Origin of the sequence: Streptomyces sp. 8N706 (assembly GCF_052245415.1) — a bacterium.
GTDB lineage: Bacteria > Actinomycetota > Actinomycetes > Streptomycetales > Streptomycetaceae > Streptomyces.
Window position 1 is genome coordinate 32,212 of the sequence record NZ_JBQQBW010000046.1, and the last position, 21,991, is coordinate 54,202.

The window sequence follows — 21,991 nt, forward strand, 5'->3', positions numbered from 1 at the left end:
CGACGGGCGGACGGCGCCACTTCCCCGCCGCTCAGCGCAGCCCGGTCGGGCGGCGCAGCGCCGCCTGGACGAGCCGGTCCACCAGCTCCGGGTAGCTCACACCGCTCTCCTGCCACATCCGCGGATACATGGAGATCGGGGTGAAGCCGGGCATCGTGTTGATCTCGTTGATCACGAACTCCCCGCTCTCCAGCAGGAAGAAGTCCGCACGGACCAGGCCCTCGCAGGAGACGGCGTCGAAGGCGCGTACGGCCAGCTCCTGCACGCGCGCGGTCTGCTCGGGGCTGAGCGGTGCGGGCACCAGGCCCGCGGCGGAGTCGATGTACTTCGCCTCGAAGTCGTAGAAGTCGTGCGCGGTCACCGGCGGGATCTCGGCGGGCACGCTCGCCCGGGGCCCGTCCTCGAACTCCAGCACGCCGCACTCGATCTCCCGGCCCCGCAGCAGCGACTCCACCAGGATCTTGGGGTCGTGGCGGCGGGCCTCCTCGACGGCCTCGTCGAGCCCCTCCAGACCCTCGACCTTGGTGATGCCCATGGAGGAGCCGGCGCGCGCGGGCTTGATGAAGACCGGCCAGCCGTGCTCCCCGGCGAAGTCGACGATCTTCTTCCGCGCGGTGGCGGGGTCCTGCTCCCACTCCCGGGGACGGATCACCTCGTACGGGCCGACCGGCAGCCCGAAGCCGGTGAACACCCGCTTCATGTACTCCTTGTCCATGCCGACGGCGGACGCGAGCACACCTGCGCCCACGTACGGCACACCGGACAGCTCCAGCAGCCCCTGGAGCGTGCCGTCCTCGCCGTACGGCCCGTGCAGCATCGGGAAGACGACGTCGACCTCGCCCAGCACCTTGGGCACCGCGCCCGGCTCGGTGTAGACGACCTCACGGCTGGCCGGGTCGACCGGCAGCAGTACGGCGCCCTCGCCCGGCTCGGTGAGCTGCTGGACGCTCGGCAGCTGCCGGTCGGTGATCGCCATCCGCTCGGGGTCGTCGGCGGTCAGCGCCCAGCGGCCGTCGGTGGTGATGCCGATGGGCAGCACCTCGTACTTGGAGCGGTCGATGGCCCGCAGCACGGCGCCCGCGGTGACCACGGAGATGGCGTGCTCGGAGCTGCGTCCGCCGAACACGACGGCGACGCGCGGCTTGCGGGCAGGGCTGTGGGTGGAGGACTCGCTGCTCATATCGCGATGACACTACCTTGCCTTGGCTCGGGGGTCCCGGGGCTGTCCCCCGGAATGTCGCGGCCGCGCGGGCCCGCGGCCGGGACCTCGGCGCCCGGCCGGGACCGGCAGCCGGGGCGGCGGCGGACCGGCCGGGAACTGCGGTCCGGTCGCGGCGCCGGCCTGGACCGGCCCGGCCGGTCAGCGGCGTTCGGCCTTGGCGCTGCGCCCCATCAGTTCCTTGAGCGCCACGAGTGGCGCCTTCCCCTCGTGCACGATGCCGACGACGGTCTCGGTGATCGGCATGTCCACCCCGTGCCGACGGGCCAGATCGAGCACGGACTCGCAGGACTTGACGCCCTCCGCGGTCTGCTTGGTGACCGCGATGGTCTCTTCCAGTGTCATACCGCGGCCCAGGTTGGTGCCGAAGGTGTGGTTGCGGGACAGCGGCGAGGAGCAGGTGGCCACCAGATCCCCCATGCCCGCCAGACCCGCGAAGGTGTGCGCGTCGGCGCCCATGGACAGCCCCAGCCGGGTCGTCTCGGCGAGCCCCCGGGTGATCAGCGACGCCTTGGCGTTGTCGCCGAGCCCCATGCCGTCGGCGATGCCGACGGCGAGCGCGATGACGTTCTTGACCGCGCCGCCCAGTTCGCAGCCGACGACATCAGTGTTGGTGTACGGGCGGAAGTACGGGGTGTGGCACGCGGTCTGGAGCCGCTGCGCCACCGGCTCCTCGACACAGGCGACGACCGCCGCGGCGGGCTGCCGGTCCGCGATCTCCTTGGCGAGGTTGGGCCCGGTGAGCACCGCAACCCTCCCCCTGACGTCGTCGGGGGCCGCCCCGCCGGGCGCCTTGCCGACCACTTCCTCGATGACCTCGCTCATCCGCTTCGCGGTGCCGAGTTCGACGCCCTTCATCAAGCTGACGAGCACGGTGTCGGAGGGGAGTAGGGGCGCCCACCGGGCGAGGTTGTCGCGCAGGGTCTGGGAGGGCACGGCGAGCACGGTGAACTCGGCGTCGCGGGCGGCCTCCGCGGGGTCGGTGGTGGCGGTGACGGAGTCGGGCAGCTGGGCCCCCGGGAGGTAGTCGGGGTTGGTGCGGCCGGTGTTGATGGCCTGCACCACCTCCGCACGGCGGGCCCAGAGGGTCACCTCGCAGCCCGCGTCGCCGAGGATCATCGCGAAGCCGGTGCCCCAGGACCCGGCGCCGTAGACCGCGCAGCGCGTCACGTGCTCTCCCCCTGCTCCCGGACCTTCAGCCGCTCGGTCTTCCTGCGCTGCTCCGCGCGGGCCTTGCGGTGGTCGTACGGCTCGGCGGGCGCGGGCTCGCCGCGTACCTCGGCGAGGAGTTCGGTGATCGCCGTCATGATGGTGTCGGTGGCGGCGCGCAGCACCTCGGCGGTCGGCTCCATGCCGTAGTAGTCGGAGAGGTCGACCGGCGGACCGGCCTGCACCCGCAGGGTCTTCCGCGGGAGGAGACGCAGCTTCCCGACCTTGGCGTACGGCGGCACCGCGTGGTTGGCGCCCCACTGCGCGACGGGGATGACCGGCGCCTTGGTCATCAGCGCGACACGGGCGGCACCCGTCTTGCCCTGCATCGGCCAGTGGTCGGGGTCGCGCGTGAGCGTGCCCTCGGGATAGAACGCGACGCACTCGCCCCGTTCGATGGCGTCGATGGCGGCGCGGAAGGCGCTGACGGCGTCGGTGGACTCACGGTAGACGGGGATCTGGCCGGTGCCCCGGAGCATCATGCCGACGAACGGTGTCCTGAAGAGCCCGGCCTTCGCGAGGAATCGTGGGACGCGTCCGCTGTTGTACTGGAAGTGCGCGTAGGAGAGCGGGTCGAGATACGAGTTGTGGTTGACCGCGGTGATGAATCCGCCGTCGGCGGGAATGTGCTCCATTCCGCGCCAGTCCCGTTTGAACAGCACCACCAGCGGCGGTTTTGCGATGACCGCGGCCAAGCGGTACCAGAAGCCGATTCTGCGGCGGGACACTCGGACACCCTCCTCATAGGACCTGCTGAGCTGCGGACGGGCAGCCGCACAAGTGTCGCCCCAGGTCCCCGGTCTGTCGAGAACACCGTAACCCCGCAGGTCCCGGGCGGCTGCGGCAGCAGGCGAGAATGAGGCCGATGCGAAGAGTCGGAGAGGCCGTCGCGGGCGGCGGGTGGTCCCTGGTGGTTCCGCTGAAGCCGCTGGCGCTGGCGAAGAGCAGGCTCACCCGGGCGGCCGGGGACGGGCTGCGGCCGGGGCTGGCGCTGGCGTTCGCGCAGGACACCGTGGTCGCGGCGCTGGCCTGCCCCGCGGTCGCGGATGTCATGGTCGTCACCGACGATCCGCTCGCCAGGGTGGAACTGACGGCGCTGGGGGCGCGCGCCGTGGCGGACAGCCCTCCATCCTCCGGCGCGGGCCCTTCCCGGGACGGTCTGAACGCGGCGCTGGCGCACGGGGCTCGGACGGTCCGGCAGCAACGGCCGGCGGCGCCGGTGGCGGCGCTCAACGCGGATCTGCCGGCGCTGCGCCCCGGTGAACTGGAACGGGTCCTGGCGGCGGCGGCCGCATTCCCGCGGGCATTTCTGGCGGATGCGGCGGGTGTGGGGACGACCTTTCTCTCCGCGGCGCCGGGGACGGCGCTCGAGCCGGGTTTCGGGGGAGCCTCGCGGGCACGGCACCGGGCCTCGGGAGCCGCGGAAATCCTGCTGTCCGGCGTCGATTCCGTACGGCGGGACGTGGACACGGGCGAGGATCTGCGGATGGCGCTGGCCCTGGGCGTGGGTCCGCGGACGGCGGTCGCGGCGGCGGGGCTGCTCATCCCGGAATAACGCACAGGCGGGAACACACAGCCGAAAAAGGGACTCCAGAAATGGGGCAGGCCGGGAACGAAGAGCGCACCCCACTAGTCTTTGCGTATGCAGGCGACCGCTTATACGTACGACTCCGATACCCGCACCGGCAGTGTGCTGCTCGACGACGGCACCCCGGTGCCGTTCGGCTCCGAGGCCTTCGACGCGGGCGGGCTGCGGCTGCTGCGACCGGGCCAGCGGGTGCGGATCGAAGTCGAGGGCGAGGAGGGCGAGGGAGAGGGCCGCCGGATCGTCCTGGTGACACTCCAGACCCTCTGAGCCCCTCCCTGCACAGAAGTCTCCGGACACACCGCGGGCCGGGCTCCCCGAGGGGAGTCCGGCCCGGCGCGGGTGGTACTACTTCTTCCTCGCGGTCTTGGCGGTGGTCTTACGTGCCGTGGCCTTGCGGCCGGGAGCCTTCTTGGCGGTGGCCTTCTTGGCCGGAGCCGTCTTCTTGGCGGTCTTCTTCGCCGTCGTCTTCGCGGCGGGCGTCTTCTTCGCCGTCGTCTTCGCGGCGGAGGTCTTCTTCGCCGTCGTCTTCTTCGCGGGTGCCTTCTTCGCCGTCGCCTTCTTGGCCGGTGCCCTCTTCGCCGCGGCCTTCTTCCCCGCTGCCTTCTTGGTGGCCTTCTTCGCGGCGGCCTTGGCGGTAACCCCGCCCGTGAGGCTGCCCTTGGGGGCCTTCTTCACCGCGACCTCGCCGCCTCTGGGCAGCTTCTTCGAGCCGCTGACCAGGTCCTTGAAGCCCTGGCCCGCACGGAAGCGGGGCACGGCGGTCTTCTTGACCCGGACGCGCTCGCCGGTCTGCGGGTTCCGGGCGTACCGGGCCGGGCGCTCCACCTTCTCGAACGAGCCGAAGCCCGTGACCGAGACCCGTTCCCCGGCGACAGTTGCACGCACGATCGCGTCCAGTACCGCGTCGACAGCCTCGGCGGCCTGCTGCCGCCCGCCGAGCTTGTCGGCAATTGCTTCTACGAGCTGCGCCTTGTTCACGTCTTCCCCTTCGGAGACATTGCCGGAACGAAAGTGTTCAAGCTTTTTCGCACGTTAGGCAGATATATACCGCAAATCAAACACGAAACGGGCTAATCACCCTTGTGCCGCAACGAACTCGACCGTCACGGAGTTCCGTCGGCCTCAGTCGCCTTCAGGGAAACGACCTTCGTCGAGGTCCTTCATGAACCGGTCCAGACGCCTTGCCGCACCAGCGAGATCATGCTTCGCCGCGTCCGTGATGACCAGCAGCTTCCGGGACAGCGCCATCCGTACGCCCTCCGGGACTTGCAGCGAGCGCACCCTGGTGTGCGCCTCCTTCAGCCGGCCCGCGACGGTCTTGTAGAGCTCGAGTTGGCTGTCACGGTCCATGCACCGATTGTGCCATCTGCGGCGAGTTGTCGCTTCATGGGGCTTCAACGGTGTGCCGGAACGCCACTGCGCCCCCTGCCCGGTGGGCAGGGGGCGCAGACGCGGGGGATCGTGCTGATCAGACCTCTACGGTGCGGGGCTTGAAGGCGGGCCGGGACGCCTCGTACGCCGCGATGTCGGTCTCGTTCTTCAGTGTGAGGCTGATGTCGTCCAGCCCTTCCAGCAGCCGCCAGCGGGCGTTCTCGTCCAGCTCGAACTCGGCGGTCAGCACGGATCCGTCGGGCCCTTCCGCCCTGACCTCCCGCGCGACCAGGTCGACCGTCACCCGGGCAGTCGGGTCGGCCTCGGTCAGCTGCCACAGCCGCTCCACCGTGTCCTGCGGCAGCACGACCGTGAGCAACCCGTTCTTGAGCGAGTTACCGCGGAAGATGTCAGCGAACCGGGAGGAGATCACGGCCTTGAAGCCGTAGTTCTGCAGCGCCCAGACGGCGTGCTCCCGCGAGGAGCCGGTGCCGAAGTCGGAGCCGGCGACCAGCACGGTCGCACCCTGCCGCTCGGGCTGGTTGAGCACGAAGGTGGGGTCCTTGCGCCAGGCCTCGAACAGACCGTCCTCGAAGCCGTCGCGGGTGACCTTCTTCAGCCAGCTCGCGGGGATGATCTGGTCGGTGTCGACGTTGCTGCGGCGCAGCGGGACGGCCCGGCCGGTGTGCGTGGTGAAAGCTTCCATGGTTCTCAGGCCTCCACGAGAGCTGGGACGTCGGACAGGTCGGCCGGGGAGGCGAGGTGCCCCAGTACCGCGGTGGCGGCGGCGACCTGCGGGGAGACCAGGTGAGTACGGCCGCCCTTGCCCTGCCGCCCCTCGAAGTTGCGGTTGGAGGTGGAGGCGGAGCGCTCACCCGGCGCCAGCTGGTCCGGGTTCATGCCCAGGCACATCGAGCAGCCCGCGTGCCGCCACTCGGCGCCGGCGGCGGTGAAGACCTTGTCCAGCCCCTCTTCGACGGCCTGGAGGGCGACCCGTACGGAGCCGGGGACCACCAACATCCGGACGCCGTCGGCGACCTGGCGGCCCTCCAGGATCGACGCGGCCGAGCGCAGGTCCTCGATCCGCCCATTGGTGCAGGAACCTACGAAAACGGTGTCCACGGAGATCTCGCGCAGCGGCTGACCCGCCGTCAACCCCATGTAGTCCAGGGCCTTTTCGGCGGCGTAGCGCTCCGAAGCATCTTCGTACGAAGCCGGGTCGGGCACGACGGCCGACAGCGGGGCGCCCTGGCCGGGGTTGGTGCCCCAGGTCACGAACGGCGCCAGCTCGGTGGCGTCGACGACGACCTCGTGGTCGAAGACGGCGTCCTCGTCGGAGCGCAGCGTCTTCCAGTACGCGACGGCGGCGTCCCAGTCCTCGCCCTGCGGGGCGTGGTCGCGGCCCTTCAGATAGTCGAAGGTGGTCTCGTCCGGCGCGATCATGCCCGCGCGGGCGCCCGCCTCGATCGACATGTTGCAGATGGTCATCCGCGCTTCCATCGACAGCTTCTCGATGGCCGGGCCGCGGTACTCGATCACATAGCCCTGGCCGCCGCCGGTGCCGATGCGGGCGATGATCGCCAGGATCAGGTCCTTGGCGGTGACCCCGTCGGGCAGCTCGCCCTCAACGGTGATCGCCATGGTCTTGAACGGGGCCAGCGGCAGCGTCTGGGTGGCCAGGACGTGCTCGACCTGGCTGGTGCCGATGCCGAACGCCAGCGCGCCGAAGGCGCCGTGCGTGGAGGTGTGGCTGTCGCCGCAGACCACGGTCGTGCCGGGCTGGGTCAGTCCCAGCTGCGGTCCCACGACGTGGACGACGCCCTGCTCGACGTCGCCCAGCGGGTGCAGCCGTACACCGAATTCCGCGCAGTTCTTGCGCAGCGTCTCCAACTGGGTGCGCGAGACCGGGTCGGCGATCGGCTTGTCGATGTCGAGGGTGGGGGTGTTGTGGTCCTCGGTGGCGATGGTGAGGTCGGTGCGCCGCACCTGGCGCCCGTTCTTGCGGAGGCCGTCGAAGGCCTGCGGGCTGGTCACCTCGTGCAGCAGGTGCAGATCGATGAAGAGGAGGTCGGGCTCGCCATCGGCGCGCCGGACGACATGGTCGTCCCAGACCTTCTCCGCGAGTGTCCGTCCCATCGCTTTCCCTCCGGCCGGCCGCATTGCCGGCCCGCTCGATTCCCTGTGCCCATGCCCGAACCCCGGGGTCCGGGAAGGGCGTACGGACCGTGGTCCGCGGTCCGCCATTCCAGAGTGACGGGTTCCGCAGAAATATGAACTTGCGTTTCACAGAGTGAGACGCGAGTATCGTTGCATGGACAACTCTAGCGGCGTCGGCGTTCTCGACAAGGCAGCGCTGGTACTGAGCGCTCTGGAGTCCGGTCCGGCCACCCTCGCCGGGCTGGTCGCGTCGACCGGTCTCGCGCGCCCCACGGCCCATCGGCTGGCGGTGGCACTGGAACATCACCGGATAGTGGCGAGGGACATGCAGGGCCGGTTCATCCTCGGCCCGCGCCTGGCCGAGCTGGCCGCGGCGGCCGGCGAGGACCGGCTGCTGGCCACGGCCGGGCCGGTGCTCACCCACCTTCGCGATGTCACCGGCGAGAGTGCTCAGCTCTACCGGCGGCAGGGAGACATGCGGATCTGCGTGGCCGCGGCAGAACGCCTGTCCGGCCTGCGGGACACCGTGCCGGTCGGCTCCACGCTGCCCATGAAGGCCGGGTCCGCGGCGCAGATTCTCATGGCCTGGGAGGAGCCGGAGCGGCTGCACCGCGGGCTCCAGGGAGCACGCTTCACCGCGACCGCGCTCTCGGGCGTACGGCGCCGGGGCTGGGCCCAGTCCATCGGTGAGCGCGAGCCGGGCGTCGCCTCGGTCTCCGCGCCGGTGCGCGGCCCGTCCAACCGCGTGGTCGCCGCCGTCTCGGTCTCCGGACCGATCGAGCGGCTGACCCGCCACCCGGGCCGGATGCACGCCCAGGCCGTCATCGACGCGGCGGGCCGGCTGAGCGAAGCGCTGCGCCGCTCGGGCTGAGACGGGGGACGGGACATGCCCGCGCGGAACGGTCCGGCGGGCAGGGCGCGGCTGAAGCGGTCCGGCGGCCACGGGTACGGTCGATACACAGGGCCGCCGATGCACGGGCGGCCGGACGCCCGGGGCGGCCTGCGCCACCGGGCACCAGGCGGGGCTCCGGACGTGTGTCGGTCCGGAGCCCCGCCTGGTGTCGTGCTTCCCGGAAAAAGGCGAAAGCCCCTCCGCGAGGAGGGGCTTTCCCATGCGTACCCCCGACCGGATTCGAACCGGCGCTACCGCCTTGAGAGGGCGGCGTGCTAGGCCGCTACACAACGGGGGCCCTGGCAGATCCTCGCCCCATCGCCGCCTCCGGGAGCGACCCGGATGGTGACGGAAGGAAGGATCAGTACCCCCGACCGGATTCGAACCGGCGCTACTGCCTTGAGAGGGCAGCGTGCTAGGCCGCTACACAACGGGGGCTCGGCACTTCTGATCAAGAGTTCCACAACATCGGGAACTCTCGCTGGGGTACCAGGACTCGAACCTAGACTAAGTGAACCAGAATCACTCGTGCTGCCAATTACACCATACCCCACCAAAACGCAACCCCCTGAGGGGGCTTTGTTTGGGTTGCGCTTCCCGGTTCCGGCCTTGTCGGCCCGCTCGGGCGGCGCAGGAAGAACATTACCCGATGGGGGACGGCGCTCCAAAACGGGTATCGCCGCGCAACAGTGCGGGCAGCTGGGCCAGACTGGTGATCCGCCGCAGGCCACACCCGCTGCCGCGGTCGGCGCGATCCAGCCAGACCCCGAAGAGGCCCGCCGCCACGGCCGCACGGGCGTCGATGTCGGCCCGGTCACCCACGTACGCCACCTGCTCCGGCGGGAGGCCGAGCGCCGCGCAGCCCGCCAGGAACGCCTCGGCCGCGGGCTTGGAGCAGCCCAGCTCGTCGGCGCACAGCAGCACCTCGAAGCGGTCGCGGAGGCCGAGGGCCCGCAGCTTGCGGTCCTGGTTGACAACGCTCGAGTTGGAGAGCACGCCGTGCCGGTAGTCGGCCGCGAGGGTGTCGAGTGTGGGGACGGCGTCCGGGAACAGGACCCAGGCCGCCTCGTAGTGGGAGATGTACCGGCCGAACCACGCGTCGGCCTCGGCATCGGACAGCGGCTTGCCCAGAAACGTACGGGCCCGCTCGCGGCGGTGCTCCAGAAAACCGAGTTCGCCGGCGACGAAGCGTCCGAACTCGATCTCCATGGCCTCCCGCCAGAGACGGAGGGCGTGCTCCTCACTGTCGTATGCGGCGAGGAGGCCCTCGGCCTCCAGATGGCGAAGCGCACCGGTCCGGTCGGACCCGGTGTAGTCGAAGAGCGTGTCGTCAACGTCCCAGAGCACGGCGCGGATGGTCATACGGGGACGCTATCGCTCGAGGTCCCCGGCCGAGGTGCGGCAGGAACGGAGTCCGGCCACAGCGGAGGTGGGGGCGGCGACGGCGTCGAGGCCTCCCCTGTCGTCACCCTTCGTCGGCCAACGGTGACGGCCGGCTTGTCCATGATGCACCCCGTCGAAGGGGCGTCACGGAATTCTCGTTCCTGGCCGTGCGGTTCGTCGTACGGGCCCGTGATCCGCTTTCCGGACCGGAGACCGGACCGCGCCGATGCCGTGGCGGCCGCAGCGGCGACGGGCGGGACGTCTTGTCGGTCAGCTCGGGCGCGAGTGGAAGACGGAGAACGGTGGGCACGGCACCGCCGCCGAAGCGGTAAGGCACCCGGACAAGCGGTTCGGCGCCCCCCGCACCACGAGCTGCTCGGGACCGAGCGGGCGGCGAGGCACTGCTCGTGCTGTAAGACGCATACGCCGGAGGGGTGGGAGCCCAACCGGCTCCCGCCCCTCCGGCGTGCAACAGACCCTTACGCCTCCAGCTTCAGCAGCGCCGCGTCGATCCGGGCCAGGGTGCGGTCACGGCCCAGGACCTCGAGGGACTCGAAGAGCGGCAGGCCCACCGTACGGCCGGTGACGGCGACGCGGACCGGGGCCTGGGCCTTGCCGAGCTTGAGGCCGTGCTCCTCGCCGGCGGCCACGACGGCCGCCTTGAGGGCGTCGGCGTTCCAGTCGGCGTCGCCCAGCTTCTCGCGGGCGGTCCGCAGCAGGCCGTCCGCGCCCGGCTTCATGGCCTTCTGCCAGGACGCCTCGTCCTCGACCGGCTCCTCCAGGAAGAGGAAGTCGACGTTGGCGGTGATGTCCGACAGGACGGTGAGGCGGGTCTGGGCCAGCGGGGCAAGGGCCTCGAAGGCCTGGGGGTCGAACGCCTCGGGGGCCCAGGGAGCGTGCGGAGCCTTCAGCCACGGCTCACAGGCGACGATGAAGTCCTTCACATCCATCCGGCGGATGTGATCGGCGTTGATGGCCTCGGCCTTCTTCAGGTCGAAGCGCGCCGGGTTGGCGTTGACGCCGTTGATGTCGAACGCGGCGACCATCTCGTCGATCGTGAAGACATCACGGTCGGCGGAGAGCGACCAGCCCAGCAGCGAGAGGTAGTTGAGCAGGCCCGCGGGCAGGAAGCCGCGCTCACGGTAGAGGTTGAGCGAGGCCTGCGGGTCGCGCTTGGAGAGCTTCTTGTTGCCCTCGCCCATCACATACGGCAGATGGCCGAACTCCGGGGTCCTGCCGCTGCCGACCCCGATCTCGGCGAGCGCGCGGTACAGCGCGATCTGGCGCGGGGTGGAGGACAGCAGGTCCTCGCCGCGCAGTACGTGCGTGATCTCCATCAGCGCGTCGTCGACCGGGTTGACCAGCGTGTAGAGGGGGGCGCCGTTGGCCCGGACGATGCCGAAGTCCGGCACGTTCTCCGGGGAGAAGGTCAGCTCGCCGCGCACCAGGTCGTGGAAGGTGATCGGCTCGTCGGGCATCCGGAACCGGATGACGGGCTCGCGCCCCTCCCGCCGGTACGCCTCGATCTGCTCGGCGGTCAACTCGCGGCACGCGCCGTCGTAGCCGGAGGGCCTGCCCGCGGCGCGGGCGGCCTCGCGGCGCTGCTCCAGCTCCTCGGTGGTGCAGTAGCACGGGTACGCGAAGCCGCCCTCCTGGAGGCGGCGGGCGACATCGGCGTAGATCTCCATGCGCTGCGACTGGCGGTACGGCTCGTGGGGGCCGCCGACCTCGGGGCCCTCGTCCCAGTCGAAGCCCAGCCAGCGCATCGCGTCGAGCAGCTGCTCGTACGACTCCTCGGAGTCACGGGCCGCGTCGGTGTCCTCGATGCGGAAGACGAACTGAGCACCGCTGCCGCTGTGGTGGCGGGCGAACGCCCAGTTGAAGAGGGCGGTGCGGACCAGGCCCACATGGGGGTTGCCGGTCGGCGAGGGACAGAAACGTACACGTACGGGTGCGCTAGCCACGCTTGATCACCTTGTTGGTGAGAGTGCCGATGCCTTCGATGGTGACGGCGACCTCGTCGCCGACGTTGAGCGGGCCGACCCCGGCCGGGGTGCCGGTGAGGACGACGTCGCCGGGGAGCAGCGTCATCGCCTCGGTGATGTGCACGATCAGGTCCGTGATCGAGTGGACCATGTCGCTGGTGCGGCCCAGCTGGCGCTGCTCGCCGTTGACCGTGCACATGATGCCGAGGTCGCCCGGGTCGAGCTCGGTCTCCACCCAGGGCCCGAGCGGGCAGGAGCCGTCGAAGCCCTTGGCCCTCGTCCACTGGCTCTCGCGCCGCTGCACATCGCGGGCGGTGAGGTCGTTGGCGCAGGTGTAGCCGAGGATCACGTCCTGCACCCGGTCGCGTGGGACCTCGCGGCACATCCGGCCGATGACCACGGCCAGCTCGGCCTCGTGGTGCAGCTCGCCGGAGAAGGAGGGGTACGCGACGGGGTCGCCGGGGCCGGCCACGGAGGTGGACGGCTTGAAGAAGGCGATCGGGACGTCGGGGACCTGCTGGCCCAGCTCGGCGGCGTGCTCGGCGTAGTTGCGGCCGATCCCCACGACCTTGCTGGGCAGGACGGGGGGCAGCAGCCGGACCTTGTCCAGCGGGACCTTCTGTCCCGAGCGCTCGAACTCGGCGAAGGGGTGGCCCTTGATGATGTCGAGGACGGGGCCGCCTTCAGCCGCTGCTGAAGACGGGTCCCCCTCCACCACGCCGAAGCCGACGTTGCCGTCGATGGAGAACCTGGCAATGCGCACGGGAAGCCGCTGCCCCTCACTGGTCACTGGCCGGAGACTGACACTCCAGGCTATCGCGGGGGCGCGTCCGCCCCGGCCGGCGTCCGCGGCGGGGGCGCGGTCAGCCCTGGGGGGCGTCCGTCAGGATGGTGCGGCGCGGGTTCGCGGTCCGGGCGGGCAGCTCCGCGGCGCGCTCCTGCTCCTCGGATGCGGCGGGGTCGACGGTCCGCAGTTCCTCGGCGTCCTTGAGGTGGGCGAGGGTGGTGCGTCGCGGATTGGCTATGTTGCGGAACATCATCGTCGTCTTCACCGGGTTTCTGCCTCGCCTTGTCATTTGTCGTTCCGGCCGTCTGTGTAAAGCGTCAGGCTAGACGCGCGATTCCCCGGAGATCCGGTGAAGAAGCCCCGACCTACATGTGAGTTTGCTCACGACGACCTTGGCAAATACGGCATTCCGGTCAAGCAACTCGACCTCTTGAAACGGACATTGCCACACCGAAGCGAATCTTCCGCTCCCGATCACCGCTACTGGGACAGCAACCCTTCGTGCACAACTCGTCGGCAATGGTCCGTTATGGCCGACATGACTTTCTACGCCTGGTGATGTTTTCCGCACATAGCGTCACGCGTGTCACGGCCTGAAGCGCCGCCCTTGTTGGAGATCCGGCACTGTGCTGGAATTCCACGGACCGCCGGGGCCGATGTCCCCATGACTCCATACCGCTCCGCCGCTGACGCGGTGGGGCGCCTGGTCCAGAGGTTGCGACGCTAGTGCAGGGACGTTTCAAGAGGGATGACAGCGCTGCGGCGGACTCGGAGCCGCGCGGTGGAACCGACCGTGGCTCCTCACCCCAGCGTGCCCAGGGTTCCGGGATCACACCGGAAGCCCAGGGCTCCGATCGCGCCGCGCGCCCGAGCGCACTGAACAGCGGGGAGTCCGCCGGGCCGCAGCGGAAGGGCCCGGCCGGACCCGGTGCACGCGTAGCCCTGCGCAACTGGCGCATCAGCACCCGGCTGGTCTCCCTGCTGGCTCTCCCCGTGGTCGCCGCGACGACGCTGGGCGCGTTGCGTATCGACACCTCGATGGACAACCTCCAGCAGCTCGAGAACATGAAGCTGCTGACGGAGATGACCAAGCAGGCGACCGAACTGGCGTCCGCACTCCAGGAGGAGCGCGACCACTCGGCGGGCCCGATGGTCACCGACGACGCGAAGAACGACGACGTCGTCTACCCGCGGATCAAGACCGACCGGGCGAAACAGGCGTTCCGCGAGGCCACCCAGGAGATCGAGGCCTCGAACTCCGAGGACCTGGTGGGCGTCAACTCCTCGCTCGTCAACATCCTCAAGCAGCTCGAGAAGATCAAGACGATCCGCGCCACCGCGTACGACGACGAGAACTACATCGCGCAAACCGTCAGCAACTACAACGAGCTCATCACCTCGCTGCTCTCGCTCTCCCAGGACATGGCCCAGGCCACCAGCAACAGCGAGATGATCCGCAGCACCCGCGCGCTGGCCGCGTTCTCCTCCGCGAAGGAGTACGCCTCGATGCAGCGCGCCGTGATCAGCGCGGGCCTCGCCCACGAGCCCAAGCCGAAGCTCTCCCCCAACGACCGGCTCTACGGCCAGTCCGCGCAGCAGAGCGAGGAGTCCGCGCTCGCCCAGTTCATCCAGGTCTACGCGGGCAAATCGAGCTCCCAGGAGCTGCTGCAGGCCCTGGAGGACGGCGGCAACTCCGAGATCATCCTGGCGGACACCTACGCCGGCCGGGTCCTGAAGACCAACGGTGCGATCTCGGCCGAGAAGCGCTCGTACAAGGACTGGTACGACCAGGACTCCACCAAGATCGACGAGATGTCGCGCATCGAGCAGACGCTTCTCTCGGAGATGGAGGAGAAGGCGCGCGAGCTGCGCTCCGAGGCGCAGCAGGTCGCCATCATCAACGGCGCGATCATCCTGCTCGTCCTGGGTGTCTCCCTCGTCGGCGCCTTCGTCGTCGCCCGGTCCATGGTCCGCTCCCTGCGCCGGCTCCAGGACACCGCGCAGGAGGTCTCGCAGAGGCGCCTGCCCGAACTGGTCAAGCAGCTCTCCGAGTCCGACCCCCAGGACGTGGACACCTCCGTCGAGTCGGTGGGTGTGCACAGCCGGGACGAGATCGGACGGGTCGCCGCGGCGTTCGACGACGTGCACCGCGAGGCGGTCCGCCTCGCCGCCGAGCAGGCGCTGCTGCGGGGCAACGTCAACGCGATGTTCACCAACCTCTCGCGCCGCAGCCAGGGCCTCATCCAGCGTCAGCTGTCGCTGATCTCCGAACTGGAGAGCCGCGAGGCCGACCCGGACCAGCTGTCCTCGCTCTTCAAGCTCGACCACCTCGCGACCCGTATGCGCCGGAACGGCGAGAACCTCCTCGTCCTCGCGGGCGAGGAGCCGGGCCGTCGCTGGACCCGTCCCGTCCCGCTGGTCGACGTACTCCGCGCCGCCGCCTCCGAGGTGGAGCAGTACGAGCGGATCGAACTGAGCTCGGTCCCGGCGACCGAGGTCGCCGGGCGGGTCGTCAACGACCTCGTGCACCTGCTCGCCGAGCTGCTGGAGAACGCCACCTCCTTCTCCTCGCCGCAGACCAAGGTCAAGGTCACCGGCCATGCCCTGCCCGACGGGCGGGTGCTGGTCGAGATCCACGACACCGGCATCGGCCTCTCCCCCGAGGACCTGGCGGCGATCAACGAGCGGCTGGCCAGCCCGCCGACCGTGGACGTCTCGGTGTCCCGGCGCATGGGTCTGTTCGTGGTCGGCCGGCTGTCCCTGCGGCACGGCATCCGGATCCAGCTGCGGCCCTCGGACTCCGGCGGCACGACCGCGCTCGTCATGCTTCCCGTCGATGTCGCCCAGGGCGGTGCCAAGGCGGGCGGCAAGCCCCCGGCGCCCGTACCCGGAGGCAGTGGCGGCAGCGGCAACCAGCCCACCAGCCGTCTCGCGGGCATGCAGCCACGCGGTCAGGTGCCGGGCGGCGCCCGTCCGGCCCTGCCGGGCCGCGACGCGGGCGGTCCGGGCGGACAGCCGGGCCGTACGGGCGGCGCACTGCCCTCCCGTCCGGGCGCCGGTGCCCCCGCGGGCGGCCCCTCCGACGGTCCGGGCGGGCGCGACGGTTCGGGCTTCGCCCCGGCGGACCGTACGGGCTCCACCGCGGGCAGCGGTACGGGCATGGCCGGGGCCTTCGGCAACCGCCCCGGCTCCCCCACGGGCCAGGGCCATGCCCAGGGCGGACGCCCCGGCGGCTCCGGCAGCGGCTTCGGCTCCGAAGGCCTGCCCGCCGCGGGCGGATCCCAGGGCCGCTCCTCGGCCCCCGCACGCCGCGACGCCCCGCGGGACCCCGCCAACCGTGCGGCTGTGCCGCCGCGCGACACCGGGCCCGGCAACCCGACCGTCGCGCCGCCCACCGGCGCACCCACGCGCTCCGCACAGGGCCCTGGCTCTTCCGGTGCTCAGGGCGGGCGCCCGCAGCTCCCGCCGCGCGGCCCCGCCGCCGAGCTCCCGGGCGGCTCCTCCGGGACCGGCAACGGCCCCCGGCCCCAGGAGCCCGGCAGCAACTGGGACGCACGACGGGCCGCCGGTTCCGACGACTGGCCGTCCGCCGCACCGCGCGAGGCCCAGGACGCACCGCGCGGGCACGAGGAGGCCGAGTCCACCGCGCAGTTCCCGCGTCCGGACTACGACGCCCCGCCCCAGCGCCAGAACACCGGTCAGTACGCACTCCCGCCGTCCGAGACGGACGCGCTGCCGCCCGCCGGCCCCGGCGACGGCCGCACCCCGCTCTTCGACACCCTCGAGTCGGACTGGTTCCGCGGCGCCCGCGGAGACGAGCAGCCCGCCGAGCCTCCGGCGCCTGCCGTACCCCCGCAGCCGCAGCGACCCGGCCCCCGCCCGCCGGCCTCCGTACCGCCCAAGCCGCGGCACGATCCCGGCGGTTCCGGGGTCTCCTGGCGTACCTCGCCCAACGACGAGCTGGGCCGGCAGGCCGAGCGGGTCCGCCAGCCCGCGGCGGGCGGCGTCACCACGTCCGGACTGCCACGCCGTGTGCCGCGCGCCAACCTCGTCGCCGGCACCGCCACACAAGAGCAGTCCGAGCGGACCGGTCCGCAGGTCTCGCGTGCGCCTGACGACGTACGCGGGCGGCTGACCAACCTCCGACGGGGCATCCAGCAGGGCCGTCAGGCCGGCACGACCACCGGCCGTGACAGTCGTGGCAGTAACAATCAAGGCTTCGGCCCCACTTACCAGCAGGAGCGTTAGTTGAGTCCGATGAGCCAGGCGGCGCAAAATCTGAACTGGTTGATCACCAACTTCGTGGAGAACACCCCGGGGGTGTCCCACACGGTGGTGGTCTCCGCCGACGGACTCCTTCTCGCGATGTCCGAAGGGTTTCCCCGCGACCGTGCCGATCAGCTGGCGGCCGTGGCCTCCGGCCTGACGTCGCTGACGGCCGGCGCCTCCCGTATCTTCGAAGGCGGCTCGGTCAACCAGACCGTCGTGGAGATGGAACGCGGCTTCCTCTTCATCATGTCCGTCTCCGACGGTTCCTCACTGGCCGTGCTCGCCCACCCCGAGTGCGACATCGGCCTCGTGGGCTACGAGATGGCTCTCCTGGTCGACCGGGCGGGCACCGTTCTCACCCCGGATCTGCGCGCAGAACTCCAAGGCAGCCTTCTCAACTGACCGACCGACGTAAGCTCAACCGACCGACCCGTCCGGCCGATCGCCCTCCCCCCACCGGCCCCGCCAGACGACAACCGTTGTCCCGCCCGGAGGAATCGATTCATGACTCCGTCCCACTCGCCCGGCCCGTACGGCGCCTCCGACGAGGCGTCGTACGGGGATGAAGGCGATCAGCCGCTGGTGCGGCCGTACGCCATGACCGGGGGCCGGACCCGGCCTCGCTACCAGCTCGCCATCGAGGCGCTGGTCAGCACGACGGCCGACCCGGCCCATCTGGGTGGGCTGCTCCCCGAGCACCAGCGGATCTGCCACCTGTGCCGGGAGGTCAAGTCCGTGGCGGAGATCTCCGCCCTGCTGGCGATCCCGCTCGGGGTGTCGCGGATCCTCGTCGCCGATCTGGCGGAGGCCGGGATGGTGGCGATCCACCAGCCGGGCGGCAGCGGAGAGGCCGGCGGCACGCCGGATGTGACACTGCTCGAAAGGGTGCTCAGTGGACTTCGGAAGCTCTAGCGGCGCTGCCCGCTCCACCACCTCCGCGAAGATCGTGGTGGCGGGCGGCTTCGGCGTGGGCAAGACCACGTTCGTCGGCGCGGTCTCGGAGATCAACCCGCTGCGCACCGAAGCGGTCATGACGTCCGCCTCGGCGGGCATCGACGATCTGAGCCACGTCCAGGACAAGACCACGACGACCGTGGCGATGGACTTCGGCCGTATCACCCTGGACCAGGACCTGATCCTGTACCTCTTCGGTACGCCCGGACAGGACCGCTTCTGGTTCATGTGGGACGACCTCGTCCGCGGTGCCATCGGCGCCGTCGTCCTCGTCGACACCCGCCGCCTCGCCGACTGCTTCCCCGCCGTCGACTACTTCGAGAACAGCGGACTGCCCTTCGTCATCGCCCTCAACGGCTTCGACGGACACCAGCCCTACGCCCCCGAAGAAGTCCGGGAAGCCCTCCAGATCGGCCCCGACGCCCCCATCATCACCACCGACGCACGCCACCGCGCCGACGCCAAGAGCGCCCTCATCACGCTCGTCGAGCACGCCCTGATGGCCCGGCTCAAGTAGGCACCGGGGAGCGTCAGTTGAACCACCGGCGGGCTGTGTCGTTTGACACGGCCCGCCGCTGTGTTCATAACGTTTCGAAAGAGAATTGGCAGCACCCCAGCACCCGACGCATTCAGGTGGCTTCGCTGTGCGCACAATCACGCTGCTTTTTGCCGTGCCTCGCGCTTAATGCCCCATTTATCTTGCCCTTACAGGCCCTGATACGGGCACCTCCCGTTGTTTGGTGGGCAAGCCCCTGACGTGCTGCAATTCATGAACTGCCGAGTAGTCACGGCCCAGAAGACAAACGGCACACCGTAGGTGCCGACGCCGAGAGGTTGTTGGTCGAGTGAGGCGAAGCAAGCCCGGCCCCGCGCAGCAAGCGTCGCGAGGCAACTTCACCCCGCCGCCGCGCGCAGCGGCGTCGCCCGCCGATGCGCCCGATACGGCGCTCGCGAGCGGCAGCCGGCTGTCCCCCCGCAACTGGCGCGTACCCACCAGACTGAACGCGATCCTGCTGATACCCGTACTGGTCGGGCTGGTGTTCGGCGGTTTTCAGGTCAACGGCTCCATCCAGACATGGCGTGAGGCGGAGGATGCCGAGAACATCGCTCGGCTGGTGCGGGCGGCCGAGACCTACGGCCAGGCCGTGGTCAACGAGCGCGACCGGACCGCCGTCCCGCTGCTGAACGGTGACCGTGACAGCAAGATCGTTACTGAGGCCCGGGCCACGACGGACGCCGCGAAGGAGGAGTTCGACCTCCGCGTCGCCGAGATGCCGGACAAGCCGGGTCTCCAGCGGCGTCTGAAGATCTTCCGGGAGGGCGAGGGACAGCTGGAGCAGCTCCGTCAGGGCGCCTACACCTCCGCCCTGCCCGGTGTGAAGACCGAAGAGGGCTACGTCCAGATCCAGCACCCGCTGATGGAGTTCGCCAACGAGCTCGGCCTCGGCACCGGCAACATCACCAGCTACGGCCGTACGGTCTACGCGATCTCCCTCGCCAAGGCCGCCGAGTCGCTGCAGCGCTCCATCGGCATGCACCTGCTGGTCAAGCCCGGCCCCGGGGTGAAGAACCGCGGCGCCCAGGTCACCGCCTTCACCTCGTACGCCTACCTGGAGAACATCGCTCTCGGCGAGTACGTCTCCGGTGGTACCGCCGAGGACCAGGAGCGCCTGAAGACCGCCCTCAAGGCGGCCCAGGCGAAGGGCAAGAAGCAGGTCGCGCAGGCCAAGCAGCAGGCGGAGGCCACCGGTAGGCCGTTCGTGACCCCACCGCCGATGAAGGACATGATCACGGCGATCGGCCGGGGCACCCCCGCCTCCGAGCTCAAGACGCAGGGCATCACTCCGGAGAGCTGGTACGCGACCTCCACCGGCAAGTTCGACGTGTACCGCTCGATCGAGAAGGACCTCGTCGACAAGGCCGTGAACGAGGCCTCTCAGATCTCCGACGACGCCAAGCAGGACGCGATCGTCAACGGCGCCATCGTGGTGCTCGCCCTGCTCGCCGCGTTCATCATCGCCGGGATGATGGCCCGCTCGATGAGCAACAGCATGAGCCGGCTGCGCACCGCCGCCTTCGACGTCGCCGAGCAGCGGCTGCCGATGCTGGTCGACCAGCTGTCCCGTACGGACCCGGGCCGCGTGGACACCCGCGTCCAGCCCATCCCGATCCACACCGCGGACGAGATCGGCGAGGTGGCCCGCGCCTTCGACCAGGTCCACCGCGAGGCCGTCCGGCTCGCTGCCGAGCAGGCGCTGCTGCGGGGCAACGTCAACGCGATCTTCACCAACCTCTCCAGCCGTAACCAGGGCCTCATCGAGCGCCAGCTCTCCCTGATCACCGATCTGGAGAACAACGAGGCCGACCCGGACCAGCTGGAGAACCTCTTCCGGCTCGACCACCTCGCGACCCGTATGCGCCGGAACGGCGAGAACCTCCTCATCCTCGCGGGCGAGGAGCCCGGCCACCGCTGGAACCAGCCGGTGCCGCTGGTGGACGTGCTCCGTGCCGCCGCGTCCGAGGTGGAGAACTACGAGCGCATCGAGCTGACCGGCGTGCCGGAGAGCGAGATCCACGGCACCGCCGTCACCGACCTCGTGCACCTGCTGTCCGAGCTGCTGGAGAACGCCACGTCCTTCTCCTCGCCGCAGACCAAGGTGCGGGTCACCGCCACCCGGCTGCCGGACGGCCGCGTCATGATCGAGATCCATGACAAGGGCATCGGCCTCACCGCCGAGGACTTCGCGGACATCAACCACAAGCTGGCGAACCCGCCGACCGTCGACGCCGCGATCTCCCAGCGCATGGGCCTGTTCGTGGTCGGCCGGCTGGCCGACCGGCACGGCATCCGCGTCCAGCTGCGGCCCTCCGGCGAGCAGGCGGGCACCACCTCGCTGGTCATGCTCCCGGACGCCATCACGCACGGCGGTGGCGGCGAGCAGCTGCCACAGGACGACTTCACGGTCTCCCGGATCGTGCCCGAGCAGGAACAGTCCTACGACAACGGGCAGCAGCTCCCGATGCGTACGGCGGCGGAGCTGGGCTTCGACGAGTCGCGCTACGCCGACGTCCCGGACGACATCCGTGAACTGGACCCGCTGGGCCGCTCGCTGATGCGTGAGGAGCTGCGGGCGCAGCTGGAGGACCGGTCGCCCGCCGACGAGCGCCCGGTCTTCCGCGACGACACCCAGCAGCCCGCGTACGACGAGCGCCAACAGGCCTACGACACCGCCGAGTTCCCGCAAGCCGCCTATCCGGAATCCGGGTACCAGCAGAACGGCTACCCGGAGCCCGGCTACCCGGAGGCGGCGTACGGCGAGCCCACGGGTCAGCACCAGCAGGCGTACGCGCAGTACGACGCCGAGCCGCAGCAGAACGAGTGGACCAGGTCCTCCTCGTACGAGAGCCGCTACGAGCCGGATTACGGAGCGGAATCGGAATCTCGGGGCGCTCCCGCGGACGCGCCGGAGCGCGTAGGCTTCGATCGTCCCGGACCCTCCCCGAGCGGCACCCGCTCCGTGACCGGCGCCGGTCTGCCGCGCCGCGACAAGGGGTGGCAGCAGCCCGAAGAACCGGAGCGGACCCAACAGGTCCCTCAGGTCCAGCAGGAGAGCGGCAACGACTGGCGGTCGGCGAACGACGACCGCTGGCAGCGTGCCGAGCAGCTCCGGGAGCCGAAGGCCGGTGGAGTCACTCCGTCCGGACTTCCCCGGCGGGTACCCAAGGCCAACCTGGTCGAGGGCACCGCAGAGCAGACCCCGCAGGGCGGCCCCCAGGTCTCCCGCGCCCCGGAGGACATCCGCGGCAGGTTGAGCAACCTGCGGCGCGGTGTCCAGCAGGGACGCAACGCAGGGACGGACACCAATGGCCAGGGCTTCGGCCCCGGCGGCAGTACCTACGATCAGGAGCGTTAGTGTGAGCCCGATGAGCCAGGCGGCGCAGAACCTGAACTGGTTGATCACCAACTTCGTGGACAACACCCCGGGGGTGTCCCACACGGTGGTGGTCTCCGCCGACGGACTCCTTCTCGCGATGTCCGAAGGGTTCCCGCGCGACCGTGCCGATCAGCTGGCGGCCGTGGCCTCCGGCCTGACGTCGCTGACGGCCGGCGCCTCCCGTATCTTCGAAGGCGGCTCGGTCAACCAGACCGTCGTGGAGATGGAACGCGGCTTCCTCT

The 21,991-nt window shown here is 70.4% G+C and carries 20 protein-coding genes and 3 tRNA genes; 9 read left to right on the forward strand and 14 right to left on the reverse strand.

All coding sequences use genetic code 11. The features are described from left to right. Positions 1-31 precede the first annotated feature (31 nt). The 3 genes from ACTWQE_RS18905 to ACTWQE_RS18915 all read right to left on the reverse strand — a co-directional run bounded on the left by ACTWQE_RS18905 (position 32) and on the right by ACTWQE_RS18915 (position 3,156). Positions 32-1,180 (reverse strand): D-alanine--D-alanine ligase family protein, encoded by a 1,149-nt coding sequence (locus ACTWQE_RS18905; protein ID WP_443330146.1) that lies wholly within the window; start codon positions 1,178-1,180, stop codon positions 32-34. A 180-nt stretch (positions 1,181-1,360) separates the two neighbouring features. Next, positions 1,361-2,389 (reverse strand): NAD(P)H-dependent glycerol-3-phosphate dehydrogenase, encoded by a 1,029-nt coding sequence (locus tag ACTWQE_RS18910; protein ID WP_443330147.1) that lies wholly within the window; start codon positions 2,387-2,389, stop codon positions 1,361-1,363. After that, on the reverse strand, positions 2,386-3,156 hold the full coding sequence (locus tag ACTWQE_RS18915; RefSeq protein ID WP_443330148.1) for a lysophospholipid acyltransferase family protein: 771 nt from the start codon (positions 3,154-3,156) through the stop codon (positions 2,386-2,388). Before ACTWQE_RS18915 ends, ACTWQE_RS18910 begins: the two co-directional genes overlap by 4 nt. A 137-nt stretch (positions 3,157-3,293) precedes the next feature. Here ACTWQE_RS18915 and cofC point away from each other — a divergent pair, with 137 nt between their 5' ends. Together cofC and ACTWQE_RS18925 are read left to right on the forward strand one after the other, a co-directional pair. Beyond that, positions 3,294-3,983 (forward strand): 2-phospho-L-lactate guanylyltransferase, encoded by a 690-nt coding sequence (cofC, locus tag ACTWQE_RS18920; protein WP_443330149.1) that lies wholly within the window; start codon positions 3,294-3,296, stop codon positions 3,981-3,983. A gap of 87 nt (positions 3,984-4,070) precedes the next feature. Next, on the forward strand, positions 4,071-4,283 hold the full coding sequence (locus tag ACTWQE_RS18925; protein ID WP_443330150.1) for a hypothetical protein: 213 nt from the start codon (positions 4,071-4,073) through the stop codon (positions 4,281-4,283). A 78-nt stretch (positions 4,284-4,361) separates the two neighbouring features. Here ACTWQE_RS18925 and ACTWQE_RS18930 read toward each other — a convergent pair whose 3' ends face one another. The 4 genes from ACTWQE_RS18930 to leuC form a co-directional block, all read right to left on the reverse strand. After that, positions 4,362-4,994 (reverse strand): HU family DNA-binding protein, encoded by a 633-nt coding sequence (locus tag ACTWQE_RS18930; RefSeq protein ID WP_443330151.1) that lies wholly within the window; start codon positions 4,992-4,994, stop codon positions 4,362-4,364. 144 nt (positions 4,995-5,138) lie between these two features. After that, on the reverse strand, positions 5,139-5,366 hold the full coding sequence (locus ACTWQE_RS18935) for a hypothetical protein (RefSeq protein ID WP_443330152.1): 228 nt from the start codon (positions 5,364-5,366) through the stop codon (positions 5,139-5,141). A 118-nt stretch (positions 5,367-5,484) separates the two neighbouring features. Continuing rightward, positions 5,485-6,093, reverse strand: a complete 609-nt coding sequence (gene leuD, locus ACTWQE_RS18940; RefSeq protein WP_443330153.1) for a 3-isopropylmalate dehydratase small subunit — start codon at positions 6,091-6,093, stop codon at positions 5,485-5,487. 5 nt (positions 6,094-6,098) lie between these two features. Next, the gene (gene leuC / locus ACTWQE_RS18945) at positions 6,099-7,523 is read right to left on the reverse strand and encodes a 3-isopropylmalate dehydratase large subunit (RefSeq protein WP_443330154.1); all 1,425 of its coding nucleotides are present in this window, start codon (positions 7,521-7,523) and stop codon (positions 6,099-6,101) included. Between the two features lie 175 nt (positions 7,524-7,698). Between leuC and ndgR the strand changes: the two genes are divergently transcribed. After that, positions 7,699-8,415 (forward strand): IclR family transcriptional regulator NdgR, encoded by a 717-nt coding sequence (gene ndgR / locus ACTWQE_RS18950; protein ID WP_443330155.1) that lies wholly within the window; start codon positions 7,699-7,701, stop codon positions 8,413-8,415. A 246-nt stretch (positions 8,416-8,661) separates the two neighbouring features. Here the strand turns inward: ndgR and ACTWQE_RS18955 are convergent. From ACTWQE_RS18955 to ACTWQE_RS18985, 7 genes are all read right to left on the reverse strand, one after another. Further along, a tRNA-Glu gene (locus tag ACTWQE_RS18955) sits at positions 8,662-8,734 on the reverse strand. Between the two features lie 67 nt (positions 8,735-8,801). After that, positions 8,802-8,874 (reverse strand) — tRNA-Glu (locus tag ACTWQE_RS18960). Between the two features lie 43 nt (positions 8,875-8,917). After that, a tRNA-Gln gene (locus tag ACTWQE_RS18965) sits at positions 8,918-8,989 on the reverse strand. Positions 8,990-9,078: 89 nt separating this feature from the next. After that, positions 9,079-9,798 (reverse strand): HAD family hydrolase, encoded by a 720-nt coding sequence (locus ACTWQE_RS18970; protein WP_443330156.1) that lies wholly within the window; start codon positions 9,796-9,798, stop codon positions 9,079-9,081. 500 nt (positions 9,799-10,298) lie between these two features. Next, entirely contained in the window at positions 10,299-11,783 is a 1,485-nt protein-coding gene (gltX, locus tag ACTWQE_RS18975) for a glutamate--tRNA ligase (protein WP_443330157.1), read from the reverse strand. Further along, complete coding sequence (locus tag ACTWQE_RS18980) at positions 11,776-12,567, reverse strand: fumarylacetoacetate hydrolase family protein (RefSeq protein ID WP_443330158.1); 792 nt, start codon at positions 12,565-12,567, stop codon at positions 11,776-11,778. The genes gltX and ACTWQE_RS18980 overlap by 8 nt, the downstream gene beginning before the upstream one ends. A gap of 100 nt (positions 12,568-12,667) precedes the next feature. Further along, positions 12,668-12,856, reverse strand: a complete 189-nt coding sequence (locus ACTWQE_RS18985) for a hypothetical protein (RefSeq protein ID WP_443330159.1) — start codon at positions 12,854-12,856, stop codon at positions 12,668-12,670. A 461-nt stretch (positions 12,857-13,317) separates the two neighbouring features. On the opposite strand from ACTWQE_RS18985, the gene ACTWQE_RS18990 reads away from it, so the two are divergent. From ACTWQE_RS18990 to ACTWQE_RS19015, 6 genes are all read left to right on the forward strand, one after another. Beyond that, complete coding sequence (locus ACTWQE_RS18990; RefSeq protein WP_443330160.1) at positions 13,318-16,839, forward strand: nitrate- and nitrite sensing domain-containing protein; 3,522 nt, start codon at positions 13,318-13,320, stop codon at positions 16,837-16,839. Between the two features lie 9 nt (positions 16,840-16,848). Further along, complete coding sequence (locus ACTWQE_RS18995; protein WP_443330166.1) at positions 16,849-17,262, forward strand: roadblock/LC7 domain-containing protein; 414 nt, start codon at positions 16,849-16,851, stop codon at positions 17,260-17,262. Between the two features lie 102 nt (positions 17,263-17,364). After that, a complete protein-coding gene (locus ACTWQE_RS19000; RefSeq protein WP_443330161.1) occupies positions 17,365-17,772 on the forward strand; it encodes a DUF742 domain-containing protein in 408 nt (135 codons plus the stop codon). Continuing rightward, complete coding sequence (locus tag ACTWQE_RS19005) at positions 17,753-18,331, forward strand: GTP-binding protein (protein ID WP_443330162.1); 579 nt, start codon at positions 17,753-17,755, stop codon at positions 18,329-18,331. Before ACTWQE_RS19000 ends, ACTWQE_RS19005 begins: the two co-directional genes overlap by 20 nt. 328 nt (positions 18,332-18,659) lie before the next feature. Beyond that, a complete protein-coding gene (locus tag ACTWQE_RS19010) occupies positions 18,660-21,728 on the forward strand; it encodes a nitrate- and nitrite sensing domain-containing protein (protein WP_443330163.1) in 3,069 nt (1,022 codons plus the stop codon). A gap of 10 nt (positions 21,729-21,738) precedes the next feature. Continuing rightward, the coding region (locus ACTWQE_RS19015; RefSeq protein ID WP_443330167.1) for a roadblock/LC7 domain-containing protein at positions 21,739-21,991 on the forward strand (253 nt) is incomplete at its 3' end.

Excerpts from the sequence above, each read along its gene's own strand:
- ACTWQE_RS18925 (WP_443330150.1), top strand. The coding sequence starts at position 4,071 with ATGCAGGCGACCGCTTATACGTACGACTCCGATACCCGCACCGGCAGT.
- leuC (WP_443330154.1), bottom strand. The coding sequence starts at position 7,523 with ATGGGACGGACACTCGCGGAGAAGGTCTGGGACGACCATGTCGTCCGG.
- leuD (WP_443330153.1), bottom strand. The coding sequence starts at position 6,093 with ATGGAAGCTTTCACCACGCACACCGGCCGGGCCGTCCCGCTGCGCCGC.
- ACTWQE_RS19000 (WP_443330161.1), top strand. The coding sequence starts at position 17,365 with ATGACTCCGTCCCACTCGCCCGGCCCGTACGGCGCCTCCGACGAGGCG.
- ACTWQE_RS18970 (WP_443330156.1), bottom strand. The coding sequence starts at position 9,798 with ATGACCATCCGCGCCGTGCTCTGGGACGTTGACGACACGCTCTTCGAC.
- ndgR (WP_443330155.1), top strand. The coding sequence starts at position 7,699 with ATGGACAACTCTAGCGGCGTCGGCGTTCTCGACAAGGCAGCGCTGGTA.
- cofC (WP_443330149.1), top strand. The coding sequence starts at position 3,294 with ATGCGAAGAGTCGGAGAGGCCGTCGCGGGCGGCGGGTGGTCCCTGGTG.
- ACTWQE_RS18995 (WP_443330166.1), top strand. The coding sequence starts at position 16,849 with ATGAGCCAGGCGGCGCAAAATCTGAACTGGTTGATCACCAACTTCGTG.
- ACTWQE_RS18935 (WP_443330152.1), bottom strand. The coding sequence starts at position 5,366 with ATGGACCGTGACAGCCAACTCGAGCTCTACAAGACCGTCGCGGGCCGG.
- ACTWQE_RS18905 (WP_443330146.1), bottom strand. The coding sequence starts at position 1,180 with ATGAGCAGCGAGTCCTCCACCCACAGCCCTGCCCGCAAGCCGCGCGTC.